This is a genomic window from Streptomyces sp. NPDC102451 (assembly GCF_044765485.1).
Classification (GTDB): Bacteria; Actinomycetota; Actinomycetes; order Streptomycetales; family Streptomycetaceae; genus Streptomyces.
On the sequence record NZ_JBIWKD010000001.1, the window covers coordinates 577308 to 602110 of the forward strand.

20 protein-coding genes are annotated in these 24803 nt (G+C 72.4%); 11 read left to right on the forward strand and 9 right to left on the reverse strand.

Annotated elements, in window-relative coordinates; translation table 11 throughout:
- Positions 1-35 precede the first annotated feature (35 nt).
- Positions 36-959: a hypothetical protein gene (locus ACIRD8_RS02775; RefSeq protein ID WP_403985254.1), complete on the forward strand. Its 924-nt coding sequence runs from the start codon at positions 36-38 to the stop codon at positions 957-959.
- A 34-nt stretch (positions 960-993) separates the two neighbouring features.
- Here ACIRD8_RS02775 and ACIRD8_RS02780 read toward each other — a convergent pair whose 3' ends face one another.
- The 5 genes from ACIRD8_RS02780 to ACIRD8_RS02800 all read right to left on the reverse strand — a co-directional run bounded on the left by ACIRD8_RS02780 (position 994) and on the right by ACIRD8_RS02800 (position 6949).
- Positions 994-2490: a phytoene desaturase family protein gene (locus ACIRD8_RS02780; protein ID WP_403985256.1), complete on the reverse strand. Its 1497-nt coding sequence runs from the start codon at positions 2488-2490 to the stop codon at positions 994-996.
- A 31-nt stretch (positions 2491-2521) separates the two neighbouring features.
- A complete protein-coding gene (locus ACIRD8_RS02785) occupies positions 2522-3139 on the reverse strand; it encodes a DUF4126 domain-containing protein (protein WP_403985258.1) in 618 nt (205 codons plus the stop codon).
- Between the two features lie 336 nt (positions 3140-3475).
- Positions 3476-4087 (reverse strand): TetR/AcrR family transcriptional regulator, encoded by a 612-nt coding sequence (locus tag ACIRD8_RS02790; protein WP_403985260.1) that lies wholly within the window; start codon positions 4085-4087, stop codon positions 3476-3478.
- Between the two features lie 29 nt (positions 4088-4116).
- Positions 4117-6204, reverse strand: coding sequence for a YhgE/Pip family protein (locus ACIRD8_RS02795; protein ID WP_403985262.1), 2088 nt, complete (start codon positions 6202-6204; stop codon positions 4117-4119).
- Positions 6176-6949, reverse strand: a complete 774-nt coding sequence (locus ACIRD8_RS02800; RefSeq protein WP_403985264.1) for an ATP-binding cassette domain-containing protein — start codon at positions 6947-6949, stop codon at positions 6176-6178. The genes ACIRD8_RS02795 and ACIRD8_RS02800 overlap by 29 nt, the downstream gene beginning before the upstream one ends.
- Positions 6950-7119: 170 nt before the next feature.
- Between ACIRD8_RS02800 and ACIRD8_RS02805 the strand changes: the two genes are divergently transcribed.
- From ACIRD8_RS02805 to ACIRD8_RS02815, 3 genes are all read left to right on the forward strand, one after another.
- Positions 7120-7662, forward strand: a complete 543-nt coding sequence (locus ACIRD8_RS02805; protein WP_403985266.1) for an SAV_6107 family HEPN domain-containing protein — start codon at positions 7120-7122, stop codon at positions 7660-7662.
- Between the two features lie 102 nt (positions 7663-7764).
- On the forward strand, positions 7765-8523 hold the full coding sequence (locus ACIRD8_RS02810) for a class I SAM-dependent methyltransferase (protein WP_403985268.1): 759 nt from the start codon (positions 7765-7767) through the stop codon (positions 8521-8523).
- 301 nt (positions 8524-8824) lie between these two features.
- Positions 8825-9229, forward strand: a complete 405-nt coding sequence (locus ACIRD8_RS02815; RefSeq protein ID WP_033303312.1) for a DUF3040 domain-containing protein — start codon at positions 8825-8827, stop codon at positions 9227-9229.
- Positions 9230-9552: 323 nt separating this feature from the next.
- Here ACIRD8_RS02815 and ACIRD8_RS02820 read toward each other — a convergent pair whose 3' ends face one another.
- From ACIRD8_RS02820 to ACIRD8_RS02835, 4 genes are all read right to left on the reverse strand, one after another.
- On the reverse strand, positions 9553-11973 hold the full coding sequence (locus ACIRD8_RS02820) for a transglutaminaseTgpA domain-containing protein (protein ID WP_403985270.1): 2421 nt from the start codon (positions 11971-11973) through the stop codon (positions 9553-9555).
- Positions 11970-13340, reverse strand: a complete 1371-nt coding sequence (locus tag ACIRD8_RS02825) for a DUF58 domain-containing protein (protein ID WP_403985272.1) — start codon at positions 13338-13340, stop codon at positions 11970-11972. Before ACIRD8_RS02825 ends, ACIRD8_RS02820 begins: the two co-directional genes overlap by 4 nt.
- Positions 13340-14386 (reverse strand): AAA family ATPase, encoded by a 1047-nt coding sequence (locus ACIRD8_RS02830; protein WP_403985274.1) that lies wholly within the window; start codon positions 14384-14386, stop codon positions 13340-13342. Before ACIRD8_RS02830 ends, ACIRD8_RS02825 begins: the two co-directional genes overlap by 1 nt.
- Before the next feature lie 189 nt (positions 14387-14575).
- A complete protein-coding gene (locus tag ACIRD8_RS02835) occupies positions 14576-15139 on the reverse strand; it encodes a beta-class carbonic anhydrase (RefSeq protein WP_403985276.1) in 564 nt (187 codons plus the stop codon).
- Between the two features lie 409 nt (positions 15140-15548).
- Between ACIRD8_RS02835 and rsmH the strand changes: the two genes are divergently transcribed.
- From rsmH to murD, 7 genes are read left to right on the forward strand one after another with little or no spacing between them, the layout of a single operon-like run.
- Positions 15549-16514, forward strand: a complete 966-nt coding sequence (rsmH, locus tag ACIRD8_RS02840) for a 16S rRNA (cytosine(1402)-N(4))-methyltransferase RsmH (RefSeq protein ID WP_403985278.1) — start codon at positions 15549-15551, stop codon at positions 16512-16514.
- 43 nt (positions 16515-16557) lie between these two features.
- A complete protein-coding gene (locus tag ACIRD8_RS02845; RefSeq protein WP_403985280.1) occupies positions 16558-17088 on the forward strand; it encodes a septum formation initiator family protein in 531 nt (176 codons plus the stop codon).
- Positions 17089-17092: 4 nt separating this feature from the next.
- Positions 17093-19084 (forward strand): peptidoglycan D,D-transpeptidase FtsI family protein, encoded by a 1992-nt coding sequence (locus ACIRD8_RS02850; RefSeq protein WP_403985282.1) that lies wholly within the window; start codon positions 17093-17095, stop codon positions 19082-19084.
- A gap of 16 nt (positions 19085-19100) precedes the next feature.
- The gene (locus ACIRD8_RS02855; RefSeq protein ID WP_403985284.1) at positions 19101-20822 is read left to right on the forward strand and encodes a UDP-N-acetylmuramoyl-L-alanyl-D-glutamate--2,6-diaminopimelate ligase; all 1722 of its coding nucleotides are present in this window, start codon (positions 19101-19103) and stop codon (positions 20820-20822) included.
- 14 nt (positions 20823-20836) lie between these two features.
- Entirely contained in the window at positions 20837-22255 is a 1419-nt protein-coding gene (gene murF / locus ACIRD8_RS02860; protein ID WP_403985286.1) for a UDP-N-acetylmuramoyl-tripeptide--D-alanyl-D-alanine ligase, read from the forward strand.
- Positions 22252-23322, forward strand: coding sequence for a phospho-N-acetylmuramoyl-pentapeptide-transferase (gene mraY, locus ACIRD8_RS02865; RefSeq protein ID WP_403985288.1), 1071 nt, complete (start codon positions 22252-22254; stop codon positions 23320-23322). The genes murF and mraY overlap by 4 nt, the downstream gene beginning before the upstream one ends.
- Positions 23319-24746 carry a UDP-N-acetylmuramoyl-L-alanine--D-glutamate ligase gene (murD, locus tag ACIRD8_RS02870; protein WP_403985635.1) on the forward strand — a complete coding sequence of 476 codons (1428 nt, stop codon included), beginning with the start codon at positions 23319-23321 and terminating at the stop codon, positions 24744-24746. The genes mraY and murD overlap by 4 nt, the downstream gene beginning before the upstream one ends.
- The last annotated feature ends 57 nt before the right edge of the window (positions 24747-24803 follow it).

A 24803-nucleotide genomic window follows, 5' to 3' on the forward strand; every position in this document is an offset into this window, starting at 1 on the left:
ACCAACCGGGGCGGTGGCCGTAGGAGGGGGCGGGCGTGGGCTGGACGGTCCTCTACATCGCATTCGGCATAGTGGCGCTGTGGCTGCTGGGCGAGGTGCTGCTGCAGTACAAGGCACGCCTGCGCTGGCGGCTGCTCGCCTTCGCCGGCTTCCTCGGTGTGGTCCTGGGCGTTCTGATCCCCTCCGTGCTGGTGATCGCCGTCGGAGCGGTGGCCTTCGCGACGGGCCAGACGTATGTGACGCTCTCCTTCCGGCGCGGCTTCTCGACGGGCTGGGCCATAGGCGGCAGCCCCGGTGAGAGCCGCCGCCGGCGCGGGGCGGGCGGCCCTGAGAGCCGCAAGCCCACACTCGAGGTCTCCGGCGTGGAGTACGAGGGGGACCAGCAGCAGGCGGAGACCGCCGCCCCCTCGGCGGTCTACGAACCGGAGCCGCTGCCGGACGACACCGGGCAGTACGGCATCTACACCGACCCCGTCCCGGCGGGCCGCGACGACCGGCAGGACCAGCACGGCGAACCCCAGCCCCAGTACGCCGGCTACGACCCGTACAACGGCTACGGTCAGCCGGCCCCCCAGGACCCGTACGGCGGCCAGGGCTACCAGGGCCAGGAGACGTACCAGGACCAGGGCACCTACGTGGGCCAGTACGACTACGGCACGGGCCAGGCGGGCTATGCCGCCTACTCCGACCCGTACCTCGGCACGGACACCGCCGCGGGCACCGGGCAGTACGCCACGTACGACAGCTACGGCGGCGGTTACGACCCCTCCTACGGCACCCAGCAGCAGCCCACGGACCCGTACGCCAACGGGCAGTACACCGACACCCCGCCGGGCGGTGTCTGGGTCCCGCAGCAGCGCGACGCCGACCAGTACCCCCCGCTGCCGCCGGAGGCGCCCGTCCAGGCCCCGTACGGCAACGGGTACGACACCGGGCAGAACGAGCAGTACCGCTACTGACCCGCCGGCCGGCTCCGGAGCGCCGGAGCCGGGCTCACTGCGAGCCGCGGAAGCCGTCACCCTCCACGACCAGTCCGGCGACCAGTGCCCCCGACATCCCGGCGTGGGCCGTCCCGCCGCCCGGATGCGACCAGCCGCCCGCCAGATAGAGACCCGGCAGCGGGGTGCGGTTCCCGGAGTGCAGATACGCACCCCCGGCCCCCGCCAGGGCCGGAGCCGGCACCGAACCGCCCTCGGCGCCGGTGTCGGCCGCGGTCTCGGCGGGCGTGCGCACCTCGGCGTGGAGTATCCGCTCGCGGAGGCCCGGAAGCGCCTCGGCGGCCCGGCCGATCACCACCTCCGCGAACCGTTCGCGCAGCGCCGTGTCCGTCCAGTCGACCGGACCGTGCGGCGCCACCGTCGCCATCAGGGTCACCGCCTCGTGGTCCTCGTCGGGGCGGGTGGCAGGATCGTCCGGGCGCAGCACCGTCACCGTGGGGAGCTCCGCCACCCCGCCGCCGAACACCGCCTCCTGCTCCGCGCCGGGGTCCGCGGCGTGCACCAGCGTCCGGTGCACCGCGCCGGCCTCCCGGGCGCCGCGCAGCGACAGCAGGACGAGGAAGCGGCCCGGCACCGGAGCGGCGGGCGCCCCGGCGGTCCGCTCCTCCCGGACGGGCAGGAGCCCGGGCCCCGGCTGCACGCCCACGACCACGTGGTCTGCCTCCACACACCTGCCGTCCGCCAGCTCGATCCCCGCGGCCCGCCCGTCCTTCTCCCGCACCCGGACCGCCTCGGCGCCGAAGACGAACTCCACCCGGCGGGCCAGACACCGCTCGTACACCGCGTCGGCCAGCGCGCGCATGCCCCCCGCGACGTACCAGGTGCCGAAGGTCTCCTCCATGTACGGCAGGAGGGCCGCGGCGGCCGGGGCGCGGCGCGGGTCGAGGCCGTACGACAGGGCGTAGCCGTCGAGCAGGGCCGCCAGGCGGGGGTCCGCCAGCTCCCAGGCGCCCACCTCCGCCACCGTCGCCGCCTGCCGGGCGGCGCGCAGCAGCCTGCGGCGGCGCAGCGCGGGGTAGGGATCGCGGCCGAGCACTCCCGGGTCCTCGGGCAGCGGCTCCTCCAGCAGCGGTCTGCGCGACCTGTTCCAGGCGGTGCCCGCCCGGTCCAGGAAGTCTCCCCAGCGGGCGCCGGACCGCTCGCCGAGCGAGCGGTCCAGCGCGCCGACCGCGCCGGCCCGTGAGGCGTTGGGCAGCGACACCTCGGTGCCGTCCGCGAAGAGATGGCGGCTCGCCGGGTCGACCTGGGAGAGCGTGACGCACTGCTCCAGGCTCTCCTTGCCCGTCTTCACGAACAGGTCGCGGTAGACCGCGGGCAGATGCAGCAGCCCGGGGCCGGTGTCGAAGACGAAGCCCTCACGCGCATACCGCCCGAGCGAGCCGCCGTAGGTCTCCGACCGCTCGTACACCGTCACCCGGTGGCCTGCCACGGAGAGCCGGGCAGCCGCCGCCATCGCGCCGGTCCCGGCGCCGATCACCGCAATTCGTGCCATGTCAGTGACTTTAAGGGGTGCCACCGACAGCTCATCCGTGAGGCCAGGGCCCGCCCGCTCCGGCCGGATGTCTCTCCTCGCGGCGCCGGGCCCTGCGGCGCAGGAACCGGCGGATCCGGGAGGCCAGGAACACCAGGACCAGTAGTCCGAGCAGCAGCAGGGTCCCGGCGATGACGGCCGCGGCCACAGGGTGGAAGACCGCGAAGGTGATGATCCCGGCGACCCCCAGGTCCTCCAGGACGCTGACCCCGACGTTGCTGAAGGGTTCCGGCGAGGTGTTGACCGCCATCCTGGTCCCGGCCTTCACCAGATGGCTCATCAGCGCGGTGGAGCCGCCGATGGCGCCCGCCGCGAGCTCCGGCAGCGACCCGCTCCCCCCGGCCAGCAGCGCCGCGACGACCGCGCCCGCCACGGGCCGGATCACCGTGTGCGCGGTGTCCCAGGCCGAGTCCACGTACGGGATCTTGTCGGCCACCGCCTCGCACAGGAACAGCACACCGGCGATGACGAGCACATCGGTGCGCTGGAGGGACTCGGGCACCTCGTCGGCGAGACCGGTCGCGCCGAAGAGGCCGAGGAGGAGGACCACCGCGTAGGCGTTGATCCCGCTCGCCCAGCCACTCGTGAACACCAGGGGGAGTACGGACACGGACGCGATCGTAACCAGTCGCGGGACGCGGGGGTGGGCCCTTCCGCACAGGCCTGAGTATCTCTACCTAGTGCGGGAGATGAGTAGGGATGCGGATGGGCCCCCACCTGCGCGGACGGAAGAGTGGAGACCACGGAAGGGGCGTGGCGCCCGGACCGCCGGCACGGGGCGGCGGAACGGCGCGGCACCCCGGACGTAACGGGGGCGCACGACGCGGAGCTCCGGGACCACGGGGGACACGGGGTCACGGGGGAGGGCTCCGCGGCCGTACGGGACGCCGGTCCGGCGGAATTCGGGGGGATCGAATTCCACCGGACCGGCGTTTCGTGCGCGAGGTCAGCGCCCGCTGACCCGGCCGTGCAGCAGCAGCGACAGCGCGGAGTGCACGTCGTCGATCGTCCGTTCCGGCTGGAACGCCTGCCAGTCGAGCGCAGCCACCAGGACCATCCCGACCAGCGCGGCGGCCGTCAGCTGGACATCGATCTCCTCGCTGAGCTCGCCGCCCGCGACGCCCTCCCGGAGCACCCCCTCGACGACGGCCACGGCCTCCTGGCGCACCACCAGGAGGGTCGACTGCCAGGCGCGGTTGGTGCGCCAGAGCTCGGCGACGTACAGCTGGGTGAAGGCCGGGTAGCGGTCGATGAAGACCAGACCGGCCCTGATCATCGCGTCCAGCGCCTCCACGCGGGTGCCGCCGCGCTCCTCCGTCGCGTCCGCGGCGGACCGCAGCGACTGGGTGAGCAGCCCGACACCGTGCCGCAGCAGTTCCTCGAACAGCTCGGTCTTGCTCTTGAAGTTGTAGTAGACCGTGCCCTTGGCGACCCCGGCGCGCTCGGCGATCTCGTCCACCGTCGTCGCGGAGAACCCCTTCTCCGCGATGAGGGTCACCGCCGCCTCGTAGAGCTTCTGCCGGGTGACCTGGCGGCGCGTGGTGCTACTGCTGTCCATGCCCCCGATTCTCACAGGTTCCGTCGCGGTCACAGACTCAGCTCCGGGTGCAGCCGGTCCAGGGTCCACACCTGCTTGCGGCGGGCGGAGAGCGCGGTCAGCGCCAGCGCGCCCGCGGTGAAGGCCAGCAGCACCGCGCAGCCCTGCCAGACCGGGCCGAGTCCGCCGCCCGTGATCAGCCGGCGCAGCCCCTCCACGACGTAGGTCATCGGCAGGTAGGGGTGGATCGCCCCGAAGAACCCCGGACTGGTCTGGACGGGGTAGGTGCCCCCGGCCGAGGTCAGCTGGAGCATCAGCACCGCCAGGACGAGGATCCGGCCCGCCGCGCCGAAGCGGGCGTTGAGCCACTGCACGATCGCGGCGAAGCAGCAGGTCACCAGCGCCAGGAAGCCCATCGTCCCGGCGGCGTGCGCCATCTGCAGCCCGAGCTGCCAGTGCAGTACCGACATCAGGGCGGCGACCTGGAGCAGGCCCGTCGCGGCGACGGGCAGCCAGCCCGCGAAGGCGATCCGCCAGGCCGGGGCCCCGGCCGCGAGCGCCCGCCGGTTGAGCGGCTGGATCAGCATGTACGCCACCATCGCGCCGACCCACAGCGAGAGCGGGATGAAGTACGGGGCGAAGCCGGTGCCGTAGTTGGGCGCCGCGTGCAGCGAGGAGGAGGCCAGCTGCACGGGGTCGGCCATGACACCGGTACGGGCGTCGCGGTCCTTCTTGTCGTAGTCCGGGATCTTGCCGACCCCGTCGTTCAGACCCTGCGCGAGCGTCGCGGAGCCGTCGCCCAGCCGGTACAGCCCGCTGTCCAGCGTCTTGGCTCCCGCCTTGAGCTTCTTGACGCCGGCGTCCAGGTCCTCGGCCCCCGTCTTCGCGGTGCCGAGGCCGGTGTGGAGCGCGTCGGCGCCCTTGGCGACCTTGTGCGCACCGGTGTTGAGCGCGTTGATCTTCTTCACGGCCGACTCGAGGTCCGAGTCCAGGTCCGGCGCCCGCTTCGCCAGGGCGTCGGCCTGCTTCTCCAGGTCGGTCAGCTGGGTGCGCAGCTTGGTGAGGTCGCCCTTCTGGTTCGTGACCAGTGCGTTCACGTCGTCGGACACCTTGGCGACGTCCTCGGCCGCGGTCTTGGCGCGCTTCAGCTGCGGGCAGACCCCGGGGTCGGGGAGCGGCTGCTCCTCGCAGCGGAGGCGGTAGACCTCGGTCAGGTCGTCGGAGGCCTTGTGGGCTGCGGCCGAGGCGGTGGGCGCCGCCTCCACCAGCAGGTCGAGGTTGTCCCGTACGGCCTTCGAGGAGTCCGCGACCAGCCGGGCCGTGTCCCCGATGGCCTTCCCGTTGTCCTTCAGGAAGGGGCGTACGTCCCCGGCGACGGCGTTGACCTTGTCGGCGAGCAGCTGGGTACCGCCGGCGACCTGCTTGGAACCCGTCTCCAGGTCGCCCGCGCCCTTGTTCAGCTTGGTGACGCCGGTGGAGAGCGTGCCGCTGCCCGACTTCGCGTTCCTGAGGCCGTCCGCGAGATCCTCGGAGCCCTTCTTCGCCTTCGTCAGACCGCTCTCGAGGTCGTCGGCCCCCTTGGCCGCCTTCGCGGTGGAGTCGTGCAGGCCGGAGAAGTTGATGAAGATCCGGTCCAGGAAGCCGCGCGAGGCCTTCGTCGACGCGGCGCCGCGGACCTCGGCGAAGACCGTCCTGGAGATCTGCCCGACGATGTAGTTGTTGGCGTCGTTCGTACGGACCTCGAGGGCGCCGGTCTCGGGGGAGTCCCCGCCGCTCGACGCGATCTGCTTGCTGAAGTCCGCGGGCATGGTCAGGGAGAGGTAGTACGTCCCGTCCTCGACGCCCTTCTCCGCCTCGGCGGAGCCGACCTCGTGCCAGTCGAAGACCTTCGAGTCGAGCAGCTTGCCGGTGATCTCGTCACCGGCCGCGAGGTGTTCGCCCCCGGTGCTCGCGCCCTTGTCGTCGTTGACGAGCGCCACGGGGATGCGGTCGAGCCGCCCGTACGGGTCCCAGAAGGACCAGAGGTAGAGCGCTCCGTACAGCAGGGGCAGCAGGAGGAGGGCCACGAGTGCGGCGCGGGGCATCCGGCCCCTGCCGAACCGCCTCAGCTCAAGCGCGGCCAGTCTCGGCGATCGCATCGTCCGCTTCCTTCCCGGTCGTGGTGTCGTCGGGCGTATCGGTCTCCGCCGCCGGGCGGGTGCGCACGGTGAGCGCGTCCTCGGGGGACTCGCTGCACACGGCCAGCACGGTGGTGCCGTCGGCCGCGAGGGTGCGCAGCAGCTCCCAGGCCAGGGCGCGGTCCGTGGCGGAGAGTTTGAGGTCGGTGTCGTCCACCGCGAGGAGCCGCGGACGGCTCATCAGGGCGAGGGCGACGGACAGGCGCAGGGCCTCCAGGCGCTCCAGGTCCCGTACGGAGGTCCGTTCGGCCTTGGGCAGCTCCGCGAGGTCGAGACCCGCGGCCTCCAGCGCGGTGTCGATCGTCGCCCGCGCCGTGGCGGCGCGTTCGGCGCGGGGCCGCAGGAGGGCGCGCGGCGAACCGCCGAACCGGCGCCGCAGCAGCGCCCGTTCCCGAAGGTGCTCGGCCACGGTGAAGGACGGGTCCAGGTCGCTCACGCCGGGGACCGGGCCGAGGGCACTGAACCCGCGTACGGCGGCGAGCCGTCCGGGCAGGCGCTCACCGCCGACCTCGGCGTGGCCCTGCGTGGAGCGCATCCGGCCGGTGAGCGCGAGCAGCAGACACGTACGGCCGGAGCCGGAGGGCCCTTCCACCGCGACGAGCGATCCGGGATCCGCGCTGAACTCCACTCCCCGGAAGGCCCAGCCGCGCGGGCCCTTCAGCCCGAAGTCCTCGGCGCTCAGCGACGCCCCGTGCGGGCTGTCCACGACCCCACCCCCAAGTTTTTGAACTGACCAGTCAGTGCAAAAAGCTAGCCCGAACTCGCGCTCGAAGCAAAGTGCCTGGTCAGAGGCGGGACCTGAGGGATTGTCAGTGGGGGCAGTCACGATGGACACATACGGCCACGGAGCCGTCACACGACGACAGGAGGTTCGTCATGGCCAGCTCGTCCGCAGCCGCCGCCCCGCGGCGCCGCGCAGGCAGCCCTGCCCCCTCACTGACCGGTCCGGCAACCGACGTCCACCCCGTGCTGCGCCGCACCACCGCGCCGCCCGCCGCGCTCGATCTGCTCGCCCAGGCACACGCCGGACTGGACGAGGCCGCCGTCCTCGACGTGCCCAACGAGCGGTACGCCACCGCACACCTCGCCGCGCTGCGCACCGCGGCCGCCGTGCTCGCCGCCCGCGGCCGGCCCGAAACCGGCAGGCGCCGCAGGGAGCGGATCCGCAGCGCCTGGGAGGTCCTCCCGGACATCGCACCGGAACTCACCGAGTGGAGCGCCCTGTTCGCCTCCGGTGCCCCGCGCAGGGCCCGTGCGGAAGCGGGCATACCCGGCGCGGCCACCAGCCGCGACGCCGACGACCTGCTGCGTGACGCGGCCATGTTCCTGCGCCTGGTCGAGCGGATGCTGGTCCTCCAGCCCGTCCTTCCACAGCCCCGCAGGGACGGGCCCGGGCGGCAGCGGCCCGACGCGGGGTGACCGTGCGGGCGGTGCGAGGCAATAGGGTGGAGAGCACCCGTACCACCTGCACCGTTCACGCTCCGCCGTCCGTGGCGGCACCGTGCCGAGGAGTCAACTGCCGTGTCGGACCAGCTGCGCCCCCGAGCCTCCCTCCGTACCGCCGTGGTCTGGGAGGTCCTCAGGGACGCTCTCGAGCGCCGGGTGAAGGCGACCGGCAGGGAAGCCCTGGACGTGCTGGACACCGGCGGCGGCACCGGCAATTTCGCCGTGCCCGTCGCCCGGCTCGGCCACCGGGTCACCGTCGTCGACCCCAGCCCGAACGCCCTGTTCGCGCTGGAGCGCCGCGCCGAGGAGGCCGGTGTCGCCGACCGGGTCCGGGGCGTCCAGGGCGACATCCTCGGCCTCTTCGAGGTGGTGGACCGCGCGGGTTACGACGCGGTCCTGTGCCACGGCGTCCTGGAGTACGTGGACGACCCCGCCGAGGGCGTGCGCAACGCGGTCGACGCGCTCCGCCCGTCCGGAGCGCTGAGCCTGCTCGGCGCCGGCCTGGGCGGCGCCGTCCTGGCCCGGGCGCTCGCGGGACACTTCGCCGAGGCCCGGCAGGCACTGACGGACCCCGCCGGACGCTGGGGCGACGGCGACCCCGTGCCCCGCAGGTTCACCGCGGACCAGCTGACCCGACTGGTCGGCGACGCGGGCATCGAGGTCGGCGCGGTCCACGCTGTGCGGGTTTTCGCCGACCTCGTGCCGGGCGTTCTCGTGGACACGGAACCGGGCGCGATGGAGGAGCTCCTCAGGCTGGAGGCGGCCGTCGCGGAACTGCCGGCCTTCCACTCGGTGGCGACCCAGCTGCACGTTCTGGGAGAGAAGCGCGCCTGAGCCGTGACGTGACACCGGCGGAGTACGGCCCCGGAACCGGCGGCGGCCCGGCTGATCAGCAACGCAGCTGCAGACGGAGTACAGCCTGGAACACCCGATCGGGCCGCGGGCCCCGTATGATCGGGTGACACCATCCGGCATGACGGATCGGAGGTCGGGGAATCTACGCCTCAGCAGCCGAGCCGAAATGGCGGTCCGGACTGGCTATGGCTAGAGGGCGGGTTTCACGGGGGCGAATCCCTGCCTATCCTGGAAGGGCCGCATACCGGTCGCCCCCGCGGCCGACGACGAGGAGGACTCCGTGCCGCTCTCGGAGCACGAGCAGCGAATGCTCGAGCAGATGGAGCGAGCGCTGTACGCCGAAGATCCCAAGTTCGCTACAGCGCTTGAGGGAAGCGGGCTGCGCAGGTACACCCGGCGACGGGTCTACCAGGCGGTAGCCGGTTTTCTGGTGGGTATCGCGCTCCTCATGGCCGGAATGGTTTTCCAGCAGACCTGGGTCAGTGTGGCGGGTTTCCTCGTCATGCTGGGCTGTGCCGTGCTGGCGGTCACCGGATGGCGCAAAGCGCCGAAGCCCGGTGAGCAGCAGCCGGCAGGGAGTGCGAGCGGGGGCGGAGGCGAACGCCGACATCCCAGGCAGCGCCGGTCGATGATGAACCGGATCGAACAGCGGTGGCAGCGCCGCCGCGACGAACAGGGCCAGTGAGCCTTCCGCCTCCAGGCCGGCGGTGGACAGCCTCAGCCACCGGCCCCGGACGCGGATCGCGCACACCGAGAACTTGACGCTGGACCTCACACGTGAGGGGCGGTCGCTTCACAGCGACCGCCCCTCACGTGCGTCTCGCCCCGGCAGGCGGTGTCCGGCCCGGCATCCGGGGCCGGGGCCGACCGGCCTGCGGCCGGCCCCGGGCGCAGGATGCCCCGGCCATGGATTTCCCCGGCATGGGTTTCCCTGGCCCCCGGATGCCCCCGGCCCCGGATGCCCCCGCCCCCGCCCCCGCCCCCGCCCCCGCCCCCGGAACCAGGGGGTCAGCCCTGCTGCCGGGACGGGCGGCGCAGCCGCGCCGCCAAGCGCTCCCGTCCCACACGGTCCGACCACCGGCGGCCGAACGCCGTCCGGCGTTCCGATGCCGCCCAGATCACCCGGACGGCCGAACGCGGTGCGAGCGTCGCCCGTACCTTGCCCCAGCGGCCGGCCGAGGCCCACAGCCCCGCCCGGACGGCCAGTACGTCCTCGGCCGGTGCGGAGGCCGTGCCCGGCCCGGGCGCGTACAGCACCTGCTCCACCGCGCCCGCGACCCGGTGCACCGCAGCGGCCGCCCGGCCGTCCAGCCGTCCCAGCCGTACGGCGCGCGCCGCGGCCTTGCGAGGGGTCAGCGACTCGTCCGGCGGAATCCCGTGGTCCCAGGCCGAATCGGTGATCTCGTCCCAGGCGGCCATCACCCTGGCCGCGGCATCGGCGGCCGTACGCCCTCCCGAGGAGCCGAGCCGCCGGCCCCGGGCCCGTGTCCGCCAGAGCATCGGCACCAGCGGGAGCGTGAGCACCGCCAGGGAGCCGAGCACCCAGAGCGCCACCGTGCCCGCCGGGGTCCCGGGGCCGGCGGAGTCCGTCACACCGGGAGCCGTGGACGCACCGCACTGCCCCTGCTGACGCTCCTGCGCCGGGCAGGACTCCGAGGTGGAGGGGGTGTCGCTGGGGGCAGCGGAGGCCCCGTCCGTCGGCAGCGCCGGATCGCTGGGGTCCTGCGAGGGAGCGTCCGGCAGCGTGTACGCCGGGGTGGTGCCCCGGGACGGTGTCGGCTCGAAGCGGGTCCAGCCCACACCCTCGAAGTACAGCTCGGGCCAGGCGTGCGCGTCCCGCAGCCCGACCGACACCGAACCGTCCGCCTGGACCGTGCCGGGCGTGAAGCCCACCGCGACCCGGGCCGGAATGCCCAGGGTCCTGGCCATCGCGGCCATGGTGGAGGAGAAGTGGACGCAGAAGCCCTCCTTCGCCTGCAGGAAACGCTCGATCGCCGCTCCGCCCGTGCCCGAGGTCACCGTCGTGTCGTAGCGGAAACCGCCCTCCGAGGCGAACCAGTCCTGGAGCTTCACGGCCCGCTCGTAGTCGTCGGCGGCGCCCGCGGTGACCCGCTTCGCGGTCTCCTCGACGACATCGGGCAGCGACCCGGGCACCCGCGTGTACTCACGGACCAGGTCCGCAGGCGGCTCCATCGCCCCCGCGAGCTGCGCGGCCGTCGGCTCCACCAGCAGACTGCTCACCTTGTACTGCACGCCGCGCGTCGTCTGCCCGTCGTCGCCGACGAGGGTGCGCCCCTCGGGCTCGAACCGCCAGCGGCCCTGGACGTCCACCTCGCTCGCCGGGTAGGGGAGCGGCAGATACGTCTGCTGGTACGAGCGCGAGGCCGAGATGTTCGTCCTGACCTCGGTGACGGCGACGTCCCCGTTCAGCCCGGCCGGCTGCGGCAGCCTGTCCGGGACATCCCTCAGCCGGCGGGTCGACGGACGCCACTCGCCGCCGCTGAACTGGTCCAGAGCCAGGATGCGCAGATAGAAGTCCTGCGGGCTCCCCGAGTTGGTGCGGTACGACATCACCTCCCGGTTCTCCGGCTGGTTGAGGTTGTTCTGCAGGGAGACCAGCGGGTTCACCGCGGAGATCGTGCCCCCGCCGCCGCCCTTGCCCGACCCGCCTCCCGCGCCGCCCAGCAGCCCGCCGTCCAGGGCGGGCAGGGCCGCGGGCACGGCCAGCGCGATGCCCAGCGCCACCGCGCCGATGCGCCGTCCCGTACGGACCGACGCCACGGCGCGCCCGGACCCGTCCAGGCCGGCCGCCAGACCGCCCGACGTACGGGAGACCCCGCCGAAGACCCGCCCCCACTGGGACAGCCGGTCCCGGCCCTCGGCCAGCAGCAGAAGCAGGTAACCGCACGCCGCGAGCAGGAACCAGAGCCAGCCCGCCCCGCCGTCGGAGAGCCCTGCCGCCACCGAGTACAGGGCGAGCAGCGGCAGACCGGCCGGGGCCGCGGCGCGGACGGTCACCGCGAGGACGTCCACGGTGAGCCCGATCAGGAGCACCCCGCCGATCAGCATCAGCCGGATGCCGTCCGTCGCCGGTGCGGGAATGGCGTACCTGTTGACGTCGTCGGCGCCCATGGTCAGCAGCTCGGCGAGCCCCTGGACTGCCTGGGGCCCGGGCACCACGCCGAACAGGGCGTACTCCCTGGCGAACGCCACGGTCAGTGTCAGCAGGGTGACGAGCACCTGGAGGGAGACCGTCAGGACCCGCGCCAGGCGCACCCGGCGGGCGAGCACGCCCACACCGCTCTGGACGGCCAGCAGGAACGCTGCCTGCAGGACCCACTTCGACGTCTCGACCAGGGGCAGCAGGGACCCCGCCGCCATCATCGTGGCCGCGAAGGCGCAGAGCGCCAGTCGGGTACGCCCGCTCATGACCATCCCCCGGAGAGCCCTGTCGTCGTTCCTGCCACGGAGGACTGCGCGCCGCCGTCCTGGCCCGCCTGCTGCCAGAGCCGGGCGAGCTCCACCCCGGGTGGCACCGCCACCGCCGTCCATCCCGCTTCGCGCAGCAGCCGCAGGCGGTCGGAGACCGGCGCGGGCGGCACGGCTTCGGCACCGCGCGCCCAGTCGTCGCCGTCCAGCACGAACGCGACGGCCCCTCGGCTGCGCTGCCGCATCCTGGCCGCCACCGCCGTCTGCTCCTCGTCGAGATCGCCGAAGAACGCCACCAGCAGCCCCTCGTCGCCCCCGCGCAGCACGTCGTACGCGCGGGAGAGACCGCCGCCGTCGGAGTGGTCGACGACCGCGAGGGAGTCCATCATCAGACCAGCCGAGTCCGCGGAGTCCTGGGTCGACCCGGCGAAGCCGTCGGCGCCCTCCTCCGGCACGACGCTCCCCTCGTCCGTGAGCAGCCGCACCGCGAAGCCGCGCTCCAGCATGTGCACCAGCGCGGACGCCGCCCCGGACACCGCCCATTCGAAGGCCGAGCCGGGCCCGGTCCCCTGGTAGGCGATCCGCCGGGTGTCCAGCAGCACCGTGCACCTGGCCCGCTGCGGCTGTTCCTCCCGCCGCACCATCAGCTCGCCGTAGCGCGCGGTGGAGCGCCAGTGCACCCGGCGCAGGTCGTCCCCGTGGCGGTAGCCGCGCGGAATGATGTCGTCCTCGCCGGCCAGAGCCAGCGAACGCTGCCTGCCGTCGCCGTACCCGGTGGCCGACCCGGCCAGCCGCAGCGCCGGCAGCGGCTCGGTACGGGGGATGACCACCAGGGTGTCGTAGGCGTTGAAGGAACGCGTCAGCTCGCACATCCCGAACGGATCGCTCAGCTGCAGCTGCAGCGGCCCCAGCGGATAGCGCCCGCGCAGGTCCGAGCGGACCCGGTAGGAGACCTCCCGTACGCCGCCCGGCTCCACCCGGTCCAGTACGAACCGGGGCCGGGGGCCCAGGACGTACGGCACGCGGTCCTGGAGCATCAGCAGACCCGTGTGCAGCCGGGAGACGTTGTCCATGCGCAGATGGACCCGCGCCTCCGAGCCCGCCGGCACCCGCGAAGGCGACAGCCGCCGGCTGCCCGCCACCCTGTAGCGGGTGCGGTAGAGCACGGTCACGCAGACCAGGGGCAGCACCGCCAGCAGCAGGCCGACCCGGAGCAGGTCGCCCTGGCCCAGCGCGTAGGCGCAGACCGCCGCCGCCACACCGGCGGCCAGGAAGGACCGCCCCCGTGTGGTGAGTCCGCTCAGCGCCGCCCGCAGGCCGCCCTTGTCGTCGCTGTCGTCCACGGGGCCGGGCGCCCCGGCCGTCATCACAGCCGCCGTGCGCCGGGCTGCCCGCCGTACACCGGGCTGCCGGGCCGGTGCTGGGGCTGCGCGGGCGCCGACGTGCTGCCCGACGTCGGCACCGGGGTGCGCTGCAGGATGTCCAGCACGACCTGCTCCGCCGTACGGCGGTTGAGCTGCGCCTGCGCCGTCGGCAGCAGCCGGTGGGCCAGCACCGCGACCGCGAGGGCCTGGACGTCGTCCGGCAGGGCGTAGTCCCGCCCGCTCAGTGCGGCCGACGCCTTGGCGGCGCGCAGCAGATGCAGGGTCGCACGCGGCGAGGCGCCGAGTCTGAGGTCCGGGTGCTGGCGGGTGGCGGCCACCAGCTGCACCGCGTACCGCCGGACGGCCTCGGCCACGTGGACCGTGCGCACCGCGTCGATCAGCTTCACGATGTCGTGGGCGTGCGCCACCGGCTGCAGGTCGTCCAGCGGGGAGGCCGCGCCGTGCACGTCGAGCATCTGGAGCTCGGCCTCGGCGCTCGGGTATCCGATCGACACCCGGGCCATGAAACGGTCGCGCTGCGCCTCGGGGAGAGGGTAGGTGCCCTCCATCTCCACCGGGTTCTGGGTGGCCACGACCATGAAGGGATCGGGCAGCTCGTAGGTCGTGCCGTCGATCGTGACCTGGCGCTCCTCCATCGACTCCAGCAGCGCCGACTGGGTCTTGGGCGACGCGCGGTTGATCTCGTCGCCGATCACGATCTGGGCGAAGATCGCGCCCGGTTTGAACTCGAAGTCGCGTCGCTGCTGATCGAAGATCGAGACCCCGGTGATGTCCGAGGGCAGCAGGTCCGGCGTGAACTGGATGCGCCGCACCGAACAGTCGATGGACCGCGCCAGCGCCTTGGCCAGCATCGTCTTGCCGACCCCGGGCACATCCTCGATCAGGAGGTGCCCCTCGGCGAGCAGAACGGTCAGCGAAAGCCGTACGACCTCAGGCTTGCCCTCGATCACACCCTCGACCGACCTGCGCACCCGCTCCGCTGTGGTCGTCAGATCTGTGAGGCTCGCTCGATCGTCATAGGTCGTCACCCGGCCCTCCTCGGCCCCTTGTGCACGGGCCGACGCACAAAGATGCCCGGCCCACCCCGAAATACGGACACTCTCCGGAGGACCCGGAGAGATGTCACACCCGCATTCTTGTTGCCGTTACCGCTTCGTGTCACTCGCCTGTGGATAAGTGGGTGCGATATGCCGGATGTGGCCCGTATGTCGAGGGGTTCAGGTGGTGGGCAGGATCTCGCGCAGCGAGCCGGTGGTCACGTCGAAGACGAAACCGCGGATGTCGTCCGTGTGCAGGAGGAACGGCGAGGTGCGCACGCGCTGCATCGACTGCCGCACGTCCTGGTCGGCGTCCGTGTAGGCCTCCACCGACCAGACCGGACGCTGGCCGACCTCGCGCTCCAGCTCCTGTCGGAAGTCCTCGGTGAGCGACTCCAGACCGCAGTTGGTGTGGTGGATGAGGACGATGCTGCGGGTGCCGAGCGCCCGCTGGCTGATGGTCAGCGACCGGATGACGTCGTCGGTGACCACACCGCCCGCGTTGCGGATGGTGTGGCAGTCGCCGAGCTCCAGGCCGAGTGCGGCGTGGAGGTCGAGGCGGGCGTCCATACAGGCGACCACGGCCACGTGCAGGACGGGCCGGGCGTCCATGCCGGGGTCGGTGAACGCCTTCGCGTAACGCGTGTTCAGTTCGACCAGGCGGTCGGTGACCGTTCCTCCGGAACGGGCCACGGAGGAGGAGGACGAATCGGTCTCGGCGGAAGGCTGCGCAGAAGTCGACATAGGTATGACGTTAGCGTTCGTGACCCCTCCTGGCGTGCTGTGGAAGGGGACAAAGAACGTCAACGTGCCTTGTTGTGAGCTAACCCACAAGCCTCACGAGCAGGCACCCGACCGGGTGAGGTTCCCGCACCGCCGCGGCGGTGCGACGCGCTGCGCGGTTCATTGATCGGGAATGGATCGAATGGCAGGGTGGACTAAAGTGACGCGAAGTTACCGACACGCCTGCGCATTCCGCATGTTTTTACTTGTTTCGAGTTCCCCGTGATGTGCGGCGTACATGCGGCCCGGCCCTCTCCCGCTCGACGGCCGGCCGACGCCTCCTTCCCCGGCGCCGGCCGACCTCCCCTTCCGGGCGGGCGGGGACCAGACCGTATGTACGGCCACACGGGACAGAGCCTGAGAGGGCGCTTTGAGCCAGACCCGCCACGTCCCGGTGATGCTCCAGCGATGCCTGGACCTGTTGGCCCCGGCTCTGGAGGCGACGGGACCGCGGCCCCCCGTCGTCGTCGACTGCACCCTCGGGCTCGGTGGGCACAGCGAGGCCCTGCTCGCCGCCTTCCCCGAGGCCCGGCTGGTCGCCCTGGACCGGGACAAGGAGGCGCTGCGGCTCTCCGGCGAGCGCCTGGCCCCGTACGGCGACCGCGCCACGCTGGTGCACGCGGTCTACGACGAACTCCCCGAGGTCCTCGACCGGCTGGGGATCCCCAAGGTCCAGGGTGTGCTCTTCGACCTCGGTGTCTCCTCCATGCAGCTGGACGAGGCGGACCGCGGCTTCGCGTACGCCCAGGACGCGCCGCTCGACATGCGCATGGACCAGACGACCGGCGTCAGCGCCGCCGAGGTGCTCAACACCTACCCGCCGGGCGAACTCGTGCGGATCCTGCGCGCGTACGGCGAGGAGAAGCAGGCCAAGCGCATCGTCTCGGCCGTCGTGCGCGAGCGCGAGAAGGAACCCTTCAGCAACAGTGCCCGCCTCGTGGAGCTGATCCGCGACTCCCTGCCGCAGGCCGCCAAGCGCACCGGCGGCAATCCGGCCAAGCGCACCTTCCAGGCCCTGCGCATCGAGGTGAACGGTGAACTCACCGTCCTGGAGCGGGCCGTTCCGGCGGCGGTGGGAAGCCTCGCCGTCGGTGGCCGGATCGCCGTCCTCTCGTACCACTCGCTGGAGGACCGTCTCGTCAAGCAGGTCTTCGCGGCCGGTGCGGCCAACACGGCGCCGCCCGGACTGCCCGTCGTCCCCGAGCGCTACCAGCCCCGGCTGAAGCTGCTGACCCGCGGCGCCGAGCTGCCCACCGAGGAAGAGGTCGCCGAGAACCGGCGGGCCGCCCCCGCCAGGCTGCGCGGCGCCCAGCGGATCCGCGAGGAGGAGCGATGAGCGGGCCCGGACGGGCCGGCCGGACGGGGACGGTGGCACCGCGGTGACCGGGACGGCCGAGCAGATGAAGGGGCGGGCCGGCCGGCTCGCCCGGCTGATGCCGTCGGGGCCGAGCACCGCGGCCCGTACCCCCTTCGTCCTGCTGGTCGTCCTGCTGCTCGCGGGTGGCCTGATCTCGCTCCTCCTGCTGAACTCGGCGCTCAACGAAGGATCGTTCAGGCTCAGCAAGCTGAAGCGGGAGACCACCGAGCTCACCGACGAGCAGCAGGCCCTCCAGCGGGACGTCGACAGCTACTCCGAACCCGACGCGCTGGAGCGCCGGGCCAGGGAGCTCGGCATGGTCCCCGGCGGCAGCCCCGCCTTCCTCGACCCCGACGGCACCGTCCGCGGGGCGCCCGAGCGGGCCACCGCGCAGCCTTCGCCCACCGCCGTCCCCGGATCCGGGGCGAGCGCCGCCGTGTCCGCGGGCTCTCCACCCTCCTCCGGTCCCGCGTCGCCGTCGCCCGCGACGCCGTCGACGGCCCCCGCCGCACCGGCCCCGAACCCCCCGACCCCGACGAGCTCCGGCAGGTGACGCAGTGCCGTCCAAGGAACCGCCGCGCCGCCGCGTACCCGGCCCCGCGCGCTCCCGTAACGCGGCCGGCGGATCGGGACGCCCCCGGCCCGCCGCCCGCCCCGACCCCCGGCGCCCGGGGCGCCCGGTGGCCAGGAAGCGACGAGGCGGCTCCTCACGGTCCATCCGGCTGGGCAGTCCGCGCCCCCGGCTGCGCCTGATCAGCCTCTGCCTGACCCTCGTCATGCTGGCGTTCGTCATCCGACTCCTCCAGGTCCAGGCGGTCGACGCCAGTACGTACGCCGCCAAGGCCGAGAAGAACCGCTACCTGGAGTACACGATCGCCGCCGAGCGCGGCGAGATCACCGACCGCAGCGGTATCGCCCTGGCCACCAGCGTCGACGCGCACGACATCACGGCCGACCCGAAGCTGTTCACGCCCGAGGACAGCAAGGCCCCGGACGCGCCGCAGCAGGCGGCGGCCCTGCTCGCCCCGATCCTCGGCAAGGACGAGGCGGAACTGGCGAAGAAGCTCTCCACCCCCAAGAGCCGCTACACCGTGCTGGCCCGGCGCCAGACCCCGCAGGTCTGGAAGCAGATCAAGGACCTCAAGTCCGTCTTCGCGGAGAAGGCCGCCGAGGACAAGGCGAAGGGCGGCCCCGGATCGAACGTGCTGGCCGGGGTCCTCCAGGAGCCCACCACCAAGCGCGTGTACCCCAACGGCGACCTCGCCGCCGGGATACTGGGATTCGTCAACGCCGAGGGCAAGGGCGGCGGCGGCCTGGAAGCACAGCTGAACAAGCAGCTCCAGGGCGAGGACGGCAAGATCCGCTACGCCCAGGCGGGCGGCCGCCCCGTGCCGACCGCCGGCTCCACGGAGATCCCGGCCGTCGCCGGCACCGACGTCGAGCTGACGATCGACCGCGACATCCAGTGGGCGGCCCAGCGCGCCATCGCCGACCAGGTCGAGAAGTCCGAGGCCGACCGCGGCTACGTGGTCGTCCAGAACACGAGGACCGGCGAGGTGCTCGCCATGGCCAACGCCCCCGGCTACGACCCGAACGACCTCGCACAGAGCAATTCGGCCGCCCTGGGCAACGCGGCCCTCCAGGACGTGTACGAGCCCGGCTCCACCAGCAAGGTCATGTCCATGGCCGCGGTGCTGGAGGAGGGGGCGGCCACGCCCGGGACGCACGTCACGGTCCCCAACCGGCTGCACCGGGGCGACCGGCTCTTCCGGGACGACATCGACCACCCCACCTGGTACCTCACGCTCAACGGCGTACTCGCCAAGTCGAGCAACATCGGCACCATCCTGGCCACCGGGCAGCTGGGGAAGACCCAGGCCGAGGCCAACAAGGTCCTGCACTCCTACCTGCGCAAGTTCGGCATCGGCAGCACCACCGGGCTCGACTACCCGGGCGAGTCGCCCGGCATCCTCGCCAAGCCCCAGGACTGGTCGACCTCGCAGCAGTACACGATCCCGTTCGGCCAGGGCCTCTCGCTCAACGCCATGCAGGCCGCGTCGGTCTACTCGACCATCGCCAACGGCGGCGTCAGGATCGAGCCGACCCTCGTCCGCGGGACCAAGGGAGCCGACGGCCGCTACACGGCGTCCGAGGCCCCCGAACGCACCCGGGTGGTCAGCGAGAAGACCGCCGACACCCTGGCGAAGATGCTGGAGTCCGTGGTCGACGACCGGGAAGGCACCGGGACCAAGGCCCACATCCAGGGCTACCGGGTCGCGGGCAAGACGGGCACGGCCAACCGTGTCGACCCCGTACGCGGCATCTACAAGGGCTACACCGCGTCCTTCGCGGGGTTCGCCCCCGCGGACGATCCGCAGATCACCGTCTACTGCGCCATCCAGAACCCCACCAAGGGCAGCTACTTCGGCGGCCAGATCTGCGGGCCGATCTACAAGAAGGTCATGGAGTTCGCCCTGAAGACCCTCCAGACCCCTCCCTCCGGCAGCGATCCAGCCAGGCTGCCGGTGTCCTTCAAGCCCGGCGAGTGACTCGGGGGAACCCTCAGTGACGACCATCACCCCTGATCCCGGGAACCGGAACGAGAAGTACCGCAACCCCGGCCCCTCACTTCGCGAGAGGCCGGGTCCGCCCGGTACGCTCACCGCCGTGCCCCACGCTGATCAGTGCCAAACCACTCAGAAGGACGCGCCTGTGACCTACCCGGGAGCGCCCCGACCGGACCGGATCCGGCCGACGTCCATCGGAGAGCTGGCCGCCCGGCTCGGTGCCGGACCGCAGGATTCCGGTGAGGTCACCGGCATCACCCACGACTCCCGGGCCGTGCGCCCCGGGGACGTGTACGCGGCTCTGCCCGGTGCCCGCTTCCACGGCGCCGACTTCTCCGCCCAGGCCGAGGGTCTCGGCGCGGCCGCGATTCTCACCGACCCGGCGGGCGCCGAGCGCGCCGCCGCCACCGGCCTGCCGGTCCTCGTCACCGAGGACCCGCGCGGCCGGATGGGCGACATCGCGGCCGAGATCTACGGACGGCCCGGCGTCGGCCTCCTCCAGATCGGCATCACCGGAACGTCCGGCAAGACCACCACGGCGTACCTCGTCGAGGGCGGGCTGCGCGGCGCCGGCCGCAGCACCGGGCTGATCGGCACCGTCGAGATGCGGATCGGCGACGAGCGCATCAAGTCGGAGCGCACCACTCCCGAAGCCACCGACCTCCAGGCCCTGTTCGCCGTCATGCGCGAACGCGGGGTCGAGGCGGTCGCCATGGAGGTCTCCAGCCACGCCCTGGTGCTCGGCCGGGTCGACGGCTGCGTCTTCGACGTCGCCGTCTTCAACAACCTCAGCCCGGAGCACATGGAGTTCCACTCCGGGATGGAGGACTACTTCCAGGCCAAGGCGCAGCTGTTCACGCCGCAGCGCAGCAAGCTCGGTGTCGTCAACTTCGACGACGAGTACGGCCGCAGGCTGGTGAAGGAGGCGTCCGTCCCGGTCGTCACCTTCTCCGCGGAGGGCCACCCGGACGCCGACTGGCGGGCCGAGGACGTCGAGGTCGGCCCCCGGGACAGCAGCTTCACCGTGATCGGCCCCAAGGGCGAGCGCGTCACCGCCAGGGCCCCGCTGCCCGGCCCGTTCAACGTCGCCAACACCCTCGCCGCGATCGTCACCCTGGCCGTCGCGGGCGTCGACCCGCAGACCGCCGCCGACGGCATCGCGGAGGTCCCGGGTGTGCCCGGCCGGCTGGAACGCGTCGACGCCGGACAGCCGTACCTCGCGGTCGTCGACTACGCGCACAAGACCGACGCCGTCGAGTCCGTCCTGCGCTCCCTGCAGAAGGTCACCGAGGGCCGGGTGCACATCGTGCTCGGCTGCGGCGGCGACCGCGACACGACGAAGCGCGGCCCGATGGGCGCTGCCGCGGCACGGCTCTCCGACACCGCCGTACTGACCTCCGACAACCCCCGCTCCGAGGACCCCCTCTCGATCCTCGCCGCGATGCTCTCCGGCGCGGCCGAGGTGCCCGTCCACGAGCGCGGCGATGTGCTCGTCGACGCCGACCGGGCCGCGGCCATCGCCGCCGCGGTCGCCCGGGCCGAGCCCGGCGACACCGTGCTGGTGGCCGGAAAGGGACACGAGCAGGGCCAGGACATCCACGGAGTGGTACGTCCCTTCGACGACCGGAAGGTCCTGCGCGAGGCCATCGAACGCTCCCTTGGACGCACGAGCACCGCGCAGGCCCCCGAGGACCGCGTACACACCCATGAGAACAACTAGTCAGGGATGACCAAGTGATCGCCCTTTCCCTCGCCGAGATCGCCGGAATCGTCGGCGGGCAGCCGCACGACGTGCCGGACCTGTCCGCCGTCGTCACCGGGCCCGTCGTCATCGACTCCCGGGAGGTGCGGCAGGGCTCCCTGTTCGCCGCGTTCGCGGGCGAGCGCGTCGACGGCCACGACTACGCGCGGCTCGCCGTCGAGGCCGGCGCGGTGGCCGTGCTCGCCGCCCGCCCCGTCGGCGTGCCCGCGATCGTGGTCGACGACGTCGTGGCCGCGCTCGGCGCCCTCGCCCGCGCCGCCGTGGAACGCCTCGGCACCACCGTAGTCGCGCTGACCGGATCGGCGGGCAAGACGTCCACGAAGGACCTGATCGCCCAGATCCTGGAACGCAAGGCGCCCACGGTCTGGACACCCGGCTCCCTCAACAACGAGATCGGGCTGCCGCTCACCGCGCTCCGCGCCACGGCGGAAACCCGCCATCTCGTGCTGGAGATGGGTGCGCGCGGAATCGGCCACATCCACTACCTCGCCGACCTGACGCCCCCGCGGATCGGCCTGGTCCTCAACGTGGGCAGCGCCCACATCGGGGAGTTCGGCAGCCGCGAGGCCATCGCCCAGGCCAAGGGCGAGCTCGTCGAGGTCCTCCCGGAGGACGGCGCGGCGATCCTCAACGCCGACGACCCGCTCGTGCGGGCCATGGCGTCCCGCACAAAAGCCCGGGTGCTCCTCTTCGGGGAGGGCCCGGATGCGGACGTACGGGGAGAGAACGTGCGGCTCACCGACGACGGCCGCCCCGCTTTCGAGCTCCACACACCCACCGGGTGCAGCGACGTGACCTTGCGCCTGTACGGTGAGCACCACGTGTCGAACGCGCTCGCCGCGGCCGCCGTCGCCCATGAGTTGGGCATGTCCGTGACCGAGATCGCCGATGCGCTCTCCGGGGCGGGCACCCTCTCCCGCTGGCGCATGGAGGTCACCGAGCGTCCGGACGGTGTGACGGTCGTCAATGACGCCTACAACGCGAACCCCGAATCCATGAAGGCCGCACTCCGTGCGCTGGCCGCCATGGGCAAGGCCCGACGGGCAGACGGGGGGCGCACGTGGGCGGTGCTCGGTCAGATGGCCGAGCTCGGTGACGCGTCGCTCGCCGAGCACGACGCGGTCGGACGGCTCGCCGTCCGGCTCAACGTCAGCAAGCTCGTCGCTGTCGGAGGAAGAGAAGCCTCCTGGCTGCAACTGGGCGCATATAACGAGGGTTCGTGGGGTGAGGAGTCGGTGCACGTGTCCGACGCACAGGCGGCCGTCGACCTGTTGCGCAGTGAACTGCGCCCGGGAGACGTCGTGCTGGTGAAGGCGTCCCGGTCGGTCGGCCTGGAGAAGGTCGCCCTGGCACTGCTGGATACGACCGAGGGCGAGGTCGCCGTCCGATGAGGCAGATCCTCTTCGCAGGGGCCATAGGGCTCTTCCTGACCCTGGTCGGCACCCCGCTGCTGATCAAACTTCTGGCCCGCAAGGGCTACGGGCAGTTCATCCGGGACGACGGCCCGCGTACCCACGGCAGCAAAAAGGGCACACCCACCATGGGTGGTATCGCCTTCATCCTGGCGACGATCATCGCGTACGTCCTGGCGAAGGTGATCACCGGCGAGGACATGCGCTTCTCGGGCGTCCTCGTCCTGTTCCTGATGACCGGCATGGGGCTCGTCGGCTTCCTCGACGACTACATCAAGATCGTCAAGCAGCGCTCGCTGGGCCTCAGGGCCAAGGCGAAGATGGCCGGCCAGCTGATCGTCGGCATCGCCTTCGCGGTGCTCTCGCTCCAGTTCGCCGACGTCCACGGCAACACCCCGGCCTCCACCCGGCTCTCGTTCGTCGAGGACTTCGGCTGGTCGATCGGCCCGGTGCTGTTCTGCGTCTGGGCGCTGTTCATGATCCTCGCCATGTCCAACGGCGTGAACCTGACGGACGGTCTGGACGGACTGGCCACCGGCGCCTCGGTGATGGTCTTCGGCGCCTACACCTTCATCGGGCTCTGGCAGTTCCAGGAGTCCTGCGCCAACGCGGAGACGCTGACCAACCCCAGCGCCTGCTTCGAGGTGCGCGATCCGCTCGACCTCGCGGTCGTCGCCTCCGCCCTCATGGGCGCCTGCTTCGGCTTCCTGTGGTGGAACACCTCACCCGCGAAGATCTTCATGGGCGACACCGGTTCGCTCGCCCTCGGCGGCGCGCTCGCGGGTCTCGCGATCTGCTCCCGCACCGAGTTCCTGATGGCCATCCTCGGCGGCCTCTTCGTGATGATCACCATGTCCGTGGTCATCCAGGTCGGCTCGTTCAAGATGACCGGCAAGCGGGTCTTCCGCATGGCGCCCCTCCAGCACCACTTCGAACTCAAGGGGTGGTCCGAGGTCCTCGTGGTGGTCCGGTTCTGGATCATCCAGGGCATGTGCGTGATCGTCGGACTCGGCCTCTTCTACGCGGGATGGGCAGCCAAGAAGTGAGCAACGTGGACTGGCAGGGCAAGCACGTCACGGTCGCCGGACTCGGCGTCAGCGGAATCCCCGCCGCCCGTGCCCTGCACGAGCGCGGGGCGCTGGTCACCGTCGTCAACGACGGCGACGACGAGCGCTCCCGCGCCCAGGCCGCCGAACTGGAGGCGCTCGGGATCACCGTGCGCCTCGGCGACGGCGACACCCTGCCGGAGTCCACCGAACTCGTCGTCACGGCCCCCGGCTGGAAGCCCGGCAAGCCGCTCTTCCTGGCGGCCGCCGAGGCGGGCGTCCCCGTCTGGGGCGACGTCGAACTCGCCTGGCGGCTGCGGGGGCAGGACGGCCGGGAACCGGCACCCTGGCTCGCGGTCACCGGCACCAACGGCAAGACCACGACCGTGCGCATGCTCGCCTCGATCCTCGAAGCGGCCGGCCTGCGCACGGCCGCGGTCGGCAACATCGGGGTGTCCCTGCTGGACGCGGTGCTCGGCGACGAGACGTACGACGTACTCGCCGTCGAGCTCTCCAGCTACCAGCTCCACTGGGCCCCCTCGCTGCGGGCCCACTCCGGGGCCGTGCTCAACCTGGCCCCGGACCACCTCGACTGGCACGGCTCCATGGCGGGTTACGCCGCCGACAAGGGCCGGATCTACGAGGGCAACAGCGTCGCCTGCGTCTACAACGCGCAGGACGGAGCCACCGAGGACCTGGTGCGCGAGGCCGACGTCGAGGAGGGCTGCCGGGCCATCGGCTTCACCCTCGGTACGCCGGGCCCCTCGCAGCTAGGGGTGGTCGACGGCATCCTCGTCGACCGGGCCTTCGTCGCCGACCGGCAGAAGCAGGCCCAGGAGCTCGCCGAGACGAGCGACATCAACCCTCCGGCCCCCCACAACATCGCCAACGCCCTGGCCGCGGCGGCACTGGCCCGCGCCTTCGGCGTACCGGCGAAGGCCGTGCGGGACGGGCTGCGGGCCTTCCGCCCCGACGCCCACCGCATTGAACACGTCGCCGACGTCTCCGGCGTCACGTACATCGACGACTCCAAGGCCACCAACACCCACGCCGCCGAGGCCTCCCTCGCGGCCTACGAACCGATCGTCTGGATCGCCGGCGGCCTCGCCAAGGGTGCCACCTTCGACGAGCTGGTGACCGGGGCGGCGAAGCGGCTCAGGGGCGTCGTGCTGATGGGCGCCGACCGTGCCCTGATCCGCGAAGCCCTGGCGCGACACGCCCCCGAGGTACCGGTGGTCGACCTCGACCGGACCGACACTGGGGCGATGTCCGCGGCGGTCCGCGAAGCGGCACGGCTCGCCAGGCCGGGTGACACCGTCCTGCTGGCCCCGGCCTGCGCCTCGATGGACATGTTCGTCAACTACAACAAGCGGGGCGAGGCGTTCGCAGACGCGGTCCGCGAACTCGCCGACGAGAGCGCCTGACGGGCCCGGTCCCCGCGTCGTACTGTCCCGGAGGACCGGAACGGTCCGGGGACCGGC

Excerpts from the sequence above, each read along its gene's own strand:
- ACIRD8_RS02835 (WP_403985276.1), bottom strand. The coding sequence starts at position 15,139 with ATGTCGACTTCTGCGCAGCCTTCCGCCGAGACCGATTCGTCCTCCTCC.
- ACIRD8_RS02820 (WP_403985270.1), bottom strand. The coding sequence starts at position 11,973 with ATGAGCGGGCGTACCCGACTGGCGCTCTGCGCCTTCGCGGCCACGATG.
- ACIRD8_RS02780 (WP_403985256.1), bottom strand. The coding sequence starts at position 2,490 with ATGGCACGAATTGCGGTGATCGGCGCCGGGACCGGCGCGATGGCGGCG.
- mraY (WP_403985288.1), top strand. The coding sequence starts at position 22,252 with ATGAGGCAGATCCTCTTCGCAGGGGCCATAGGGCTCTTCCTGACCCTG.
- ACIRD8_RS02805 (WP_403985266.1), top strand. The coding sequence starts at position 7,120 with ATGGCCAGCTCGTCCGCAGCCGCCGCCCCGCGGCGCCGCGCAGGCAGC.
- ACIRD8_RS02825 (WP_403985272.1), bottom strand. The coding sequence starts at position 13,340 with ATGACGGCCGGGGCGCCCGGCCCCGTGGACGACAGCGACGACAAGGGC.
- ACIRD8_RS02795 (WP_403985262.1), bottom strand. The coding sequence starts at position 6,204 with ATGCGATCGCCGAGACTGGCCGCGCTTGAGCTGAGGCGGTTCGGCAGG.
- ACIRD8_RS02790 (WP_403985260.1), bottom strand. The coding sequence starts at position 4,087 with ATGGACAGCAGTAGCACCACGCGCCGCCAGGTCACCCGGCAGAAGCTC.